Source organism: Aquimarina spongiae (assembly GCF_900141785.1).
In the GTDB taxonomy this organism is placed as follows: domain Bacteria; phylum Bacteroidota; class Bacteroidia; order Flavobacteriales; family Flavobacteriaceae; genus Aquimarina; species Aquimarina spongiae.
In genome coordinates this window covers 350,601-363,308 of sequence record NZ_FQYP01000008.1, presented here as the reverse complement: position 1 = coordinate 363,308, position 12,708 = coordinate 350,601, and the positions used below count along the sequence as shown (strand labels likewise).

The following is a 12,708-nucleotide window of genomic DNA, read 5'->3' as shown; positions in this document are numbered from 1 at the left end:
ATCCAAATACCATGGTTAGGTTTGGATTAGCATTTAGTTTTTCTACCAGATTGTCCATTTCTTCCAACGAAGTAGAAAGGTCAGCATCCAGGAATCCGATATTATCGATATGATCTAATTCTTTTAGGTAATTGGCTCCTGCTTGTACTGCAGATGCTTTTCCTTGGTTTTGTTCCAGATCGATTACCGATATTCTTTTGGGATCGAATTGTCTTAGTTGTTGTAGTAGCTCTAAGGTGTTGTCTGCGCTACCATCGTTTACAAAACAGAAGTGATAATTATTATTGTTGGTTAAAAATTGGCAAAATTTGTCTTTTTCCAATCTATAATATTCATTATAGCATGGAATAATAATTCCAGTAATTTTCGTCATTATAATTAAGATTTTGGGGGAATACTTCAGGGGCAATTACAAGTAGAAGTATTCTTGATACATTATATTTCTCTTAGTTTTTTATGTTAAACATTCTTCTGGGGCGTTTGAAGACTATTTGACATTTTGACGAAAACTTACTTTACTATTATGTATATATATTTAATTAGGGTTACTAAACTTTTTTTCAGTTGTATTCTTCTGGGGTGTAGAAGAAGGTTTAGCAATTTTGACGAAGTAAATGTTGTTTTGTGATAAGGATTTGTATCTCAGCACATTGTAAAACTAACAAGTATTTGTAAAACTTATTTACGGCAAAACCTCATTTTTTGTACGGAAGTACCAAAAAATGTGTATTTCATCGAAAATAGGATGTTTTTCCTTGAAATTTTAACATTTTTTATTCAAAAAAAGTAGTCTTTGTACTACACTTGTTAATGATAATGTGGATTTCCTCAGTAAAAATGAGTTAAAAAAATGCGGTTTTACCCTCTTTTTTGGATCACTTTTTAGTAAAAAATGTTAAAAAAAGTCAAATTCGACCAAAGTACGTTTTAGAGTTAAAAAACTTCTCTCCATTTTGATAGTGACTTTTTGAAGTAATGTGTATTTTAACATACATATTAACCTGGATATTACACAATGCGCATAAAACAATTTGCTCTATATCTTTTATTTTTTTCATCTTTTTACTCGATTATGGCGCAGGATATGCAACAAGGATTTGCGTATCTGGAAAGCGGAAATTATAAGGATGCAAAAGTTTTTTTTGAGAAAGTACTACAGGAGTCTCCTGAGAATAAAACAGCGAAATTATGTTATGGTCGGGCAGTTGGTTTATTGGGGAATTCGGAAGAAGCGATACAAATCTTTACCGATTTAAAATCGAGGTACCCTGATGACTTTGAAATTAAACTAAATTATGCCGAATCTTTGCTTTGGGATCGACAATTTGAAGTTGCAGAAACGTTTTATGAGGGATTAGTACAAGAAAATCCAAAAAGTTTTGCGGGGGTCCTGGGGTATGCCAATACCTTATCGAATTTGAAAAAATACCCAAAAGCTCTAGAGTGGGTTAATAAAGCATTACAATTATCACCAGGAAACGCAAACGCGCTTACCTCAAGAAAATTTGTGCGCCTGGGATACGCATTTACATTATCCCAAAATAAACAATATACCGAGGCTTTACAATTATTAGATGAGAACCTGAAGGATTTTCCAGGGGATAAAGATACCTTGCTTAATAAAGCGAATATATTTTTGATCACCAACCAACTTACAGAAGCCGAACAAGTATATCAACAAATAGCAACAACGTCTAGAGATAGTATTGTTGCTTTTAATGGGTTGTCATTGGTTGCTAATAAACAGCATAAAACCAAAAAGGCACTAACGTTGGTAGAGCTGTCTCGAGAAAAAGTGGCATCGTATAAAAAAGATGATCCCTTGTGGTTAGCTACTCAAGAGCGTTACGTACAAGCTTTGTTATGGAATCAAAAGTATAAGAAGGCAAAAGCAGCACTCAGCAATCTAAAATCAGGATTTCCTGATAATAACAAAGTATCTTCTCTTGAGGCTACTTATGGGATGTATACCAGTAATTTTGGAATTAGCCTGGATCGATATTCGGCAATTTTGAATACAGAAGCGAGTTCTTTTGATGGTAATTTGGGGATTGCCAATGCCTATCGCGCCTCAGGAAATGATATGAAAGCGTATGAGTATGCTTTTAAGACTTTATATTATTATCCCAAGCAACCCGATGCAGAAAAGCTGATCAAGACCTTAAAAATTTCACATACTCCGTTTGTAGAGCAAAAAACCGCCTACACTTTTGATAATGGGGATAACAAAGCATTTAGTGCAGGAGTAGCCGTCGAAGTACCCTTCTCTGCGAGATTCAAAACGATGTTTCGGTATACCTATAGAAAGACTGAAAATACAAGAACCGAGGTAGAGGCAACCTCTAATGATGTATCCTTAGGAATGTCGTATAAATTGAGCAGTAGAATTTCTTTGTTAGGTAATATCGGGATTAATAATTCTGAGGCTATTACCACGGATTTTACACAATTAACCGCCGAAGCTGTCGTACAAACTAAACCTTTTAAGTTGCAAAGTTTGGATGTTGGCTATAAGAGAGAGCTTCAAAATTTCAACGCAGATTTGATCAATCGAGAAATTGTAATGAATAATTATTTTGCCAATTACAATTTGGGAACCAATTTCAGATTAGGTTGGTATACACAATATATCTATACTACACAGACCGATGATAATGTTAGGAATTTGTTATTTACCTCATTGTATTATAACGTATTAAAAAGACCAGGGGTAAAGGTAGGAGCAAATTATCAATATATATCGTTTAAAGATCAAGTGCCTGAAATCTACTTTAGCCCAGGAACGTTTCATTTGGGGGAGGTATTTGCAGAAGTAGTAAGTAATGCCGAAAACGATTTATTTTACAGTTTAAGCGCTGCTCTGGGAAAGCAGTTTGTGGATGACGAAGATGCATCTACGACCTTTAGAGCTGAAGGGAAGATAGGGTATCGATTTACGGATCGTTTTAAGGCAAATCTATATGGAAAATACAGTAACATTGCTTCTGCAACTGCTGCTGGATTTGAGTTTACAGAATTTGGGTTTAAATTGAAATGGTATTTCCTTAAGAAACCTCTTTTCGACAAGCAGATAATGAAATTAAAAAAGAATAGCGAGAGCAATAATTAATGCTGCTCCCGCTATTCACCCAAATCTGAAACACTTAACACTTTAATTCGTTTCTTTTATAAATAACCTTCCTTTGAATCTTCTCATTTGTTGTCCTCTGATCATGTAGTGATAGATTCCTGGAGTTAAATTTCTTGTATCAAAACGTATGGTATTTCTGTTTACCGCTACATATTCTTTTCGCACTGTTCTTCCCACCATATCGATTACTTCAATTAGTACTTCTTGGTGTTCACCAGGAATTTGGATCGTAGTTTCTGAGATGAATGGGTTAGGGTAATTTTTTACCTGTGTCACCGCATTAGGATCAAAAGTATCTTCTTCTACAGCGATAACTTCTTCATCTTCCTCCTCCTCTTCTTCGGTTGTTGTATCATCATCTTCTTCCTCTTCTTCCTCGTTGCTAGCAATCTTACCAAAGGCTAATGCAGATACTTCAAGTTCAAAAGTGTAGAAGTTTTGATAATCACCTTGCACAGAGAACACCACGCTTTTTACCTTTTCTATGATCCCTGGCTGATCATTACCATCTACAAAATCTGCGAATGCGATGCTGTGACTTTCTTTTTGGTCAGTAGCAGGAATGGTATATCGCAATCTGTTGTTCCAGTCTTGTAATCCTTCTGTCACTAATATGACCTCGATATCTCTGGTGTTGAACATTTCGAATTGAACAGCTTTGTATGTGGTTACATCAAGAGATAAATCACCAGGCATTACATTTCTGAACAAGTTTAATGTTTCTTTTACTTCTCCTCTCACCATTGCATTTCGTTCTACAATATGCTTGTTATCTTCTTTTGTGTTGTCGTTCTTTCCGATTACAAAATCGTTCACTACAGCACCGTTTTCGGCATAGTCAATACCCCATGGTCCGTCTGCCAGGTATAAAGCATCTATTTGTGAAGATGAAGCACCTTTGATCGAGAAACCAATATCAAATAGGTATCCTGTATCGATAGTTACCAACTCGTTATAAGCTCCTGATAATGTAACCGTTTTGGTGGTATTAACTTCTTCTGCTTGCTCGGTAGCTCTTAGGTTGCCTACAAATTGCATGTTTTCTGATCTTGATTTGTTTACTACTGTTAGCGTTAATTTTCCGTTTGCATACGAGCCTTCTTTTACAAAGACTGTTGGTACCACATCGTTAATTTTATTACTTCTTAATGGTTTTACCGCTACAAAAGAGTCTATAATATAGTTAGCAATATTTGCTACCTGAGACACCGTTCCTCCCCATACCTGGAAATTGATGTAGTCTCCTTCTGGGTAACTTCCAATATTCCATAAACTGTAAATCTGGTTTTCAAAATCGTCTTTTCGTATAGAGAATGTTAATGCATATTCGATTTTCCCTGAAGCTCTTTCTATTTTAGTACTTACGATAGTATGTTTTCTTATTTGTACGGTTCTTACATCTAATAATTTAGAACCGTTTAATCGATCACAAATTGTTTTTGAATGATCATATACCGAACCTTTGGTAGATGTTGCTAGTGCAGCTGCTACACGTGACTCTCCTTCATAATAGTCTATAGAAAACACTGCTGCAGCATTGGTGATTCCGACCAAATCTTCTGGACTAGATACATAAGTAGTTTCTGTTCCTTTTATTCCTGTAGCAGGGAAATGAATACTTAAATCTTCGTTGTTTGCTGATTTGTACGAAACAAATTCGGGCATAAAGGGCTGTTGTCTTTTCTTTGTATTAAATACCTGATTTGTTTTTACTCTATTGAAGTTGCGTTTTGCGATCAAACTTGCTAAGTCACCGTTACTTTCTAAACCTCCATCGTTAGCAGAGCTTACATCGGTTCCACTATTAATATCTGCACAGTTATCGGTTTTGAGGGCTCCGGAAGGATTCGCTGTAATATAGAACAAAGCATCATTAAAATCCTGATCACAAGAAGCATAATCTCTTCTAATATCTTCAAATCCAAGAATGATTCTCTCACTATTAGGGTCATTTAGTAACACGTTGTGTGTTCTTAAAGAAGGATCACTTTCCGGATTGTAGTCTGGATTGGAGTACAATTGCCAATTTCCTGTATCTACACAACCATTCTTCCATGCATCAGCTAATAATACCCAGCCAATACCTGTATTAGGAGGGAAGCTTCCTATCTTTACTTTGTCTCCGATTTCTAGTTCACCACCACTTCCTACAGCAGATACATTTGGAAAAATAATAGTAATATCTTCTGGCTGTGGGACAGTTTGTGATGGGTTATTGATATCATAGGTATAGAATCCCAGAGTATTTCTATATCCAGCACCTTCTCCTACAAACGTTACCCAAACCTCTGCTTCTTGTTGAACTACAATATCGGTATCATATCCCGAAGAAATATAATGAGGATTAAAATCTGGTACTGGATATCCTTCTGGTAACGCATTATTAATCATGTCCAGAGTTTCCTGGCTTACTACATCTTGCCCATCTAGGTATAAAGGTTTTCCGTTGCTGTTAAATTCACCTAAGTAATTATATCGGTCACAAATAGCAGGAATAGGGAAGCTTTGTGGGGTTTGTCCACCATTTTCAGAGTCGAAAGTAGTTTTTCTTTGATCAAAGTTATCGTCCAATCCATCTCCGTCCTGATCCACTCCCGAAGGTGTAGTTTCGGGGACACCATCTCCATCGCTATCATAGGCTTCTATAAAATCTGAAACACCATCGTGGTTAGAGTCTGTATCCAGGTGGTCATATCCGTCTGTGCCATCTGTATTTACTGTTCCGTTTGTTGTTCCTCCAAAATCAGCATCAAAGTTATCGTCTAATCCATCTTTATCTTCATCATTACCTGAAATTCCTAAATACGTTTCGCTGTTTTGTCCTTCGATGATATCTACAATACCGTCATTATCTGAATCAATATCGTAGCAATCAAAAACACCATCTCCGTCAAAATCTAAAGGAGTAACCGTTGTACCACCTTGATCTGCATCAAAAGCATCGGCTACACCATCGGAATCTATATCTTGAAAATTAGTATCCTGACCATTGCACATCCCGTCGTTGTTGGTGTCTGCAGTACCTTGTCCGGCTTCTACAATATCATAAATCCCATCGTTATCAGAATCGATATCCATAAAATCCGGAATACCATCCCCATCACGATCAAAAGCGTCCTGTACTACATTATCACCATTACCACTCACGTCACCATCAAGATAGTTGTACAAACCATCACCATCATCATCACCATAAGGATCCATCCCTTGACACTCCACTGTATTCAAAATACCATCCCCATCACAATCTGCATCCATTGAGTCCAAAATTCCGTCTTGGTCTTTATCCAGAGGAGATATTCCGCTGGCGCATTTAAACCCATCATTAGAATTTGTGGTTTCGGTTAGATTTAACATAGTAGCAGAAGGGTTGTCTCCTTCATAATCATTGATCAAATACAACCCTCCGCTATTATCTGAAAAATACAGTCTATTATTAGCGTCTGCGTAAGCAGCACCAAAGGTGCTTGTAGGCAGATTGGCAACATTTTTACTACTAAAAACAGGGGTTCCAGAGGACAAATCCCACTTAAAGATCTTACCTCTGCTTCCCCCGTAAAAAGAACCATTCACGTATACAATATCAGCACATGTACTTGGGGCGGTTACATCTGCTTCTATCACTTCAAAAACAGGAGAAGTATTCCCGTTGTAATTTCCCAAATTCGTGATCTTATGAAACGTTCTTTTGTTATTATTTTGAAATACCCATAAATTTCCCTCTGGATCCACATCCGCGGCATAACCTCCTCCAAATACTGTTGTTCCACTTGGGGCAACAGCACCAAGATCAATAACCATATCTTTTGCAATTCTCAATAAATGCTTGTCTGATTTTTTTATAGCATATAAGTAGTTGTCTACCTCATTATAGCCTCCTGCGTTGTAGGTAGCATAAGTGTGTAAAGGTTCTGAATAGGATCCGGTAATTGGATCATATGCTTTCAAAGCTCCAGAAATTACCTGATAAAAGGTACCATCGTTACAATCAAAAGCCTCTTGGGCATCCAAAGAAAAGGTTATAATGATGATTAATAGGGTAGTTATCTTTTTCATAATGGTCGATTTAGGTTTTTCGATACTTCAAAATTAACCTATACCTACCATGATGAGGACGGTAAATCGATAAGTGGTAATTTACTGTAGACGAGTTGTAAAAGTTAGAAGATAAGCTCGTTACAACAAGTTTAAACGCTTCATAAGTTCAGGTCTGTTGGATCTGCTTACAGGAATTACATCTCTTTCGATCAGTACGCTATTATCTTCGATATCTACAATTTTCTTGAAGTTAATAATGTAAGATCGATGTACTTTTAAGAAAAGATCATCAGGGAGTTTTTCCTCAATCTTTTTTAGAGTAGAGTGGACTGTGTAATTCTGTTTTTCGGTTTTGATTAATATATAATCTCCCTTCGCTTCAATAAGATTGATAGTTGGGATATCGATTTTAATTAATCGCCTATCGATGTTGATGTACAAATCATTCTCACCAGAGCCCACAGGAGCATTATTATCTTCTACAGGAGTTGGTTCTGCGGGGGTAACAGTACTGCTTTCTGCTTTTTGTATGGCTTTTAGAAAACGTGGTAGGGTAATGGGCTTTACCAAATAATCTACAATACAGTCGTACTCAAAAGCAGTTAATGCAAAATTTTTGTCCGAAGTAGTCAATACAATCCGAGGAGGGTTTTTTAGGGTTTGAATAAAATCAAAGCCCGTAAAATCTGGCATATGAATATCTAGAAAAATGAGGTCGACCGTATTATTATTATTTAAAAATTTAATAGCTTGAATCGCATTCGGAAATTCTTCAATAACCGTAAGTCCATCTACTTGTGAACACAGTTGTTGAATAATTACTCTTGCCGTTTCTTCATCATCAATTATTATGCAATTCATAGGATCAAATCTTTATAATGTTTCTAGAAAATTGTCTATAGCACCTAAAATTAACATAAATTTTGAAAACAAAGTATATTCTTTCTCTCTAAGCTCTTCTTCGAAATCAATTGTTAATTGGTAACCTTCTTCAAACCCCAACATGCCGATTTTGTGTTTCAGTTTGTGTACATTTTCTGCAGCCTTTATAAAGTGTTTTCCTTCATAATTGTTAAGAAACTCCTTTTTTTCTTCTGGGAATTCTCGTTTTACGATAGCAATTAACTTTTGCTCAAATTCTACAGATCCTGCAGCCAGTTCTTTGATATAATTTAGGTTAGGGGTTTCGTTCATGTACTTATTTTTTTAAGGTGAAAAAAAATGTCGTCCCTATACCTTCTTGTGATTCTATCCATATCTTGCCTTCATAAAAGGCTACGATTTTTTTAACGATAGATAATCCAATACCTGTGGATTTGTTTTTGGTTTCTAATTTTTGAAATATTTCAAATACTTTTTTATGGTACTTTTCGGGAATCCCTTTCCCGTTGTCTTTGATTCCAAATTGCCAGAAATCCGGAAGCTCCTCAAAAAGAACTGAAACTTCTCCCTTTTCCTTATCTATGGCTTTGATAGCATTCGTAATTAGGTTTTGGAATAATTGTTTTATTCTTGAAGAATCTGCGTGTATTACAGGAAGTGTTTTTGGAGTTTCTACCGTAATATGATTTGGTATTTGAGTAAGCTCAATAATTTCATCGATCAAAGGACCCAAAAATATTTCAGTTTTTAGATTTTGAGTTTTATCATCTACTACAGAATACTCTAGGATTCCGGTAATCAAATTATCCATTTTTTCGATGTTCGAATCGATTCTTTCAAGATGGTCCTGAGTGGATTTATCCAGATTATCACCATTATCTTCTCTGATCCAGGTGATCAGGGTGTTGACCGTACGAAGCGGAGATTTTAAATCATGAGATACCACGTGGGCGTAATCATTAAGATCTCGGTTACTTTTTTCGAGATCTTTGAGTAGAATCTCTCTTTGTTTTTCAATTTTTGAAATCTGCAAGGCTTGTTCTTCGATAAGATTAGCCAACTCGATACCACTTAATTCTTTACTTTCATTATCGCCTTTATCCTTCTTGAAAGAAACCGATCGTAACGTTTTGGTAGCTTCGGTCAGACTAGCGATTACTTTTTTCTGTTCCTCGGCTTCCAATTGTAATTTTCTATTAGCGTCAAATAACTCTTGAGAGCTGATTGCCATCGCTCTTTGAAGCATAGTAAATTGTTCTTCATAATTTTGATAAGAACTGTTTACGGCTTCCAGAAATGAGTTAATGGTTTCGGACTCTTTAGTTTCTGCGTCCAAAAACTTGCGTATTTGTCTTTTAAGCAATGAGTGCATATTATTCACTAAACAATGTTAATGTCATGGTTTGGTTGTGCAATTCGCAGGCCAAGTATCCAGTAAAAGGTGCCAATTCGCCATAGGAGTAAAAACCAGTGATCGTTGCCTGATTTCCTATGGATTCCATTACTTCTTCGATTTCTTCCTCTACTCTTTGATCCATCACCAATTTTCTGCCAATACAACTAACTAGAATAGCCAGTTCTGGTTTGTGTTTTCGGGCTTCCATCCCAATATCAGCTGCTTGCAATGCACCATCAACAATATGGTCGATATTGGCCATCATTAGTTGAACCTTAGAGCCTTCTGGCACATCTCCCGCAAGGGTCATCGTATTTTGATCTTCATCGATATTTAGTATCGTACGTACTATGGCTTCTTTTTTATTTTCTGATTTTACACTTAATGGATATAAGAGCGCAGATTGTGGAAGTTCTTCTACCTTATCCCCAAGATATTTTTTATACAAATCCAACGCAGGTTGATTGTCTAATTCGAAAAGTACATTTTTTTCAGATTTAGTGATGATACGTTCGGGTCCAAAAGGAGTCCATCCACCATATTGTGCAAAGCTGATTTCAAGAGTTTCTCCATAAAACGCTATTAAAATTACTTCTCCTTCTTTGGGATTTTCATTATAACTAGCAAGGGTTTTTTCAAATCTGGAATCATCACCACATAAGCCTCCCGTTATAGCAATGCCATCAATTTCGGTTTCCAAACCATCGATCAATGCAGAACCATTAACAAAACTACCTTCAGAAACGACAAAAATATGTTTCAGACCTTCTTTTGGTACTTTTTGGATAAGTCGTTTCCCTAATTCTAAAGAATCCTTTTCATGATCCATGCTGTTTTCTCGATAAATCATGTAGCTACTGTTTTCAAATTCTATAGCTGTTAGCGTAATAGATTCTTCGAGTACTTTATCTCCAATAATTTCTCCGGCAGTAGATCCAAAGATGATATCTCCTTCAGGGAAAAGTTGTCTTACCTCCTCATAAATGGTATCATTATCCAAGGCATATCGATTACCAAATACTAAAACTAAAGGGTTTTTTAGTGATGTGTCTGTTGATCCTTTTGGGGTCCAATCCTGATCTTTTTTCTTTTCGAACTGTTGAAATTTCATAAAAGTTATTTTTTTAAAGTAAAGTGAAACGCGGTACCCTTTCCCTCTTCTGAAGTTACCCAAATTTTGCCATCGTACAAATCGATGATTTTTTTGACAATAGAAAGTCCCACTCCTGTAGATTCTTTGTTATCGTCAAGAGTTTGAAATACTCTAAATATTTTTTCGTGATATTTTTTTGGGATTCCCGGCCCATTATCTTCTATTGCAAATTGCCAATGTGTTTTTTGTGGGATACAAGATACTTTGATCCAGCCCTTTTCTTTGTCATTATATTTTACGGCATTATTGATCAAATTTTGAAATAGTTGTTGTAGTCTAAAATTATCTCCTTGTACCACTGGTAAATCTGAAGTTACGGTAACCTCAATATGATCAGGAATGTAAATAATATCAATAATATCTTTTACGGTACTATTAAGATCAATGGTCTTTTGTATATGTTCTCCTTTGTCGACGCTCGAATATTCAAGGATACCATTGATTAAATGATCCATCTTATCTACCTTTTTGAGCAACATATCAAAAGATTGTTGTGCGCCTTCGTCCAGAACGGATTCATAATCTTCTTTTAACCAGGTAATCAAAGCATTCATACTTCGTAGAGGAGATTTTAAATCATGCGAAACGATATGCGCATAATCATTCAGTTCTTTGTTACTTTTTTCTAAGTTTTTGAGTAGCAAATCTCGTTGTTTCTCATGCTCTCGCTGATCGGTAATGTCTTCTATTAAAGCCACTTGATATTGCATATCACCATTTTGTTTTCGAACGGCAGCTACGCTGGTTTTTGCCCAAAAGATACCTCCGTTTTTTTTACGATACCTTTTATTGATGGAGAATCCTCCGATTTCGCCACTGGTCATTTTTTTCATATTCTCCTCGGATTCTTTGTATTCGTCCGGCATAGAAATTTCCTGGACATTCATCTCTAAAAGTTCTTCCTGAGAATACTGCAATAGGTCCTGAAAGGCTTTATTGGTTTGAAGAATTTTACCCATTTGGGTAAGTACAATACCCAAAGAAGAATTTTCAACGATTACTGATAATTGTTGTCGTTGATTCTCAAAAATACGTTGCTGTTCTAGGGTAGTGGTGATATCTCGTACAATGCCCTGTGCGGCTATAGGTTTTTTGTTTTTATCTTTTATGATACTGGCATTGATGTGTACAGTACGCACACCATTGTGTTTGGTATATACCCTGGCTTGATAGTCAGAGAAAAAACCATCTTGAGTAAGCTTAAAAAAGGAAGTCATGGCATACTCATAATCTTCTTTATAGATCAGTTGAACCACATTCAGTTTTTCATTACGCACATCGTATCCAAACAATTCGACGGCCGCCTGATTCATTTCCTGAACATTTCCGTGTAGGTCCATGAGTACATAGGCATCAACCAAATTGTCAAAAACACCTTGAAGTTCTGATTCTTTGACATCGACCAGATCTTCTAGTTGCTCATTAGCTTCTTTAAGTTGCTGCGTTATAAAATATAATTCTCTGGATTTGTCCTCAAGAATTTTTTCTGCCTGTTTTCTCGCTGCCTTTTCTCTCGCTAAAGCTCTTTTAAATATTTCTTGATCATTACCCATTCGTTTTTACAATACTAAATTTTACTTCGGTTCCATCTGACGATAATTTTTCGTAAGTAATATTGGCTTTAGTATCAAAGTGTTCAAAAGTCTTGCGCATCAATCCAAGGCCAAAACTATACATGGCTCTACTGGATTTATAGATCAGTACTAACTTGTTTTCTGTTTTTTCTTGTACCTCAAAAGTAGGTAGTTCTGCGTCTGGATAGATTTTTTGTACTTCTACATGTATATGATTTTCTATGGAAGATAACATGTCTAAGGGATCCTTATACCGTTTTATCAGATCAGGATAGCTTTCTGCCAATACCCCAAAAAAATGTTCTGCATATGTGAGTAAGAGATCGTCTATACTTAGGCCGCTGTTTTCGCTTAAGTTTTTGAGGAGGCTTAACATTTCCGAAAAATCATAAGTGCCAATTGCGGTGTAAGCGCCTTGTGATGGTAAATTTGACTTCTCGATAATGGTATCGACCATTTCTAGGCCGAATTTATCCTCTACTAATTCCAAAAACTCAGTAAAAACAATACCTTTCATACGTTATGTAGTTTTAAA

At 36.1% G+C, this 12,708-nt stretch carries 9 protein-coding genes; 1 reads left to right on the top strand and 8 read right to left on the bottom strand.

Annotated elements, in window-relative coordinates:
- Positions 1–373: glycosyltransferase (locus tag BUE24_RS18885; protein ID WP_139242050.1), on the bottom strand; the 373-nt coding region annotated here is incomplete at its 3' end.
- A 699-nt stretch (positions 374–1,072) separates the two neighbouring features.
- Here BUE24_RS18885 and BUE24_RS18880 point away from each other — a divergent pair.
- Positions 1,073–3,109 (top strand): tetratricopeptide repeat protein, encoded by a 2,037-nt coding sequence (locus BUE24_RS18880; RefSeq protein WP_244548182.1) that lies wholly within the window; start codon positions 1,073–1,075, stop codon positions 3,107–3,109.
- A 42-nt stretch (positions 3,110–3,151) separates the two neighbouring features.
- Here BUE24_RS18880 and BUE24_RS18875 read toward each other — a convergent pair whose 3' ends face one another.
- From BUE24_RS18875 to BUE24_RS18845, 7 genes are all read right to left on the bottom strand, one after another.
- Positions 3,152–7,186 (bottom strand): DUF6923 family protein, encoded by a 4,035-nt coding sequence (locus BUE24_RS18875; RefSeq protein WP_073319552.1) that lies wholly within the window; start codon positions 7,184–7,186, stop codon positions 3,152–3,154.
- A gap of 120 nt (positions 7,187–7,306) precedes the next feature.
- Entirely contained in the window at positions 7,307–8,029 is a 723-nt protein-coding gene (locus tag BUE24_RS18870) for a LytR/AlgR family response regulator transcription factor (protein ID WP_073319549.1), read from the bottom strand.
- Positions 8,030–8,041: 12 nt separating this feature from the next.
- Positions 8,042–8,362 carry an Hpt domain-containing protein gene (locus tag BUE24_RS18865; protein ID WP_073319546.1) on the bottom strand — a complete coding sequence of 107 codons (321 nt, stop codon included), beginning with the start codon at positions 8,360–8,362 and terminating at the stop codon, positions 8,042–8,044.
- A 4-nt stretch (positions 8,363–8,366) separates the two neighbouring features.
- A complete protein-coding gene (locus tag BUE24_RS18860) occupies positions 8,367–9,386 on the bottom strand; it encodes a sensor histidine kinase (protein WP_244548181.1) in 1,020 nt (339 codons plus the stop codon).
- A gap of 37 nt (positions 9,387–9,423) precedes the next feature.
- Positions 9,424–10,557, bottom strand: coding sequence for an FIST signal transduction protein (locus BUE24_RS18855; protein WP_073319540.1), 1,134 nt, complete (start codon positions 10,555–10,557; stop codon positions 9,424–9,426).
- Positions 10,558–10,562: 5 nt separating this feature from the next.
- Complete coding sequence (locus tag BUE24_RS18850) at positions 10,563–12,152, bottom strand: sensor histidine kinase (RefSeq protein ID WP_073319537.1); 1,590 nt, start codon at positions 12,150–12,152, stop codon at positions 10,563–10,565.
- The gene (locus tag BUE24_RS18845; protein WP_073319534.1) at positions 12,145–12,690 is read right to left on the bottom strand and encodes a heme NO-binding domain-containing protein; all 546 of its coding nucleotides are present in this window, start codon (positions 12,688–12,690) and stop codon (positions 12,145–12,147) included. Before BUE24_RS18845 ends, BUE24_RS18850 begins: the two co-directional genes overlap by 8 nt.
- Positions 12,691–12,708 lie beyond the last annotated feature (18 nt).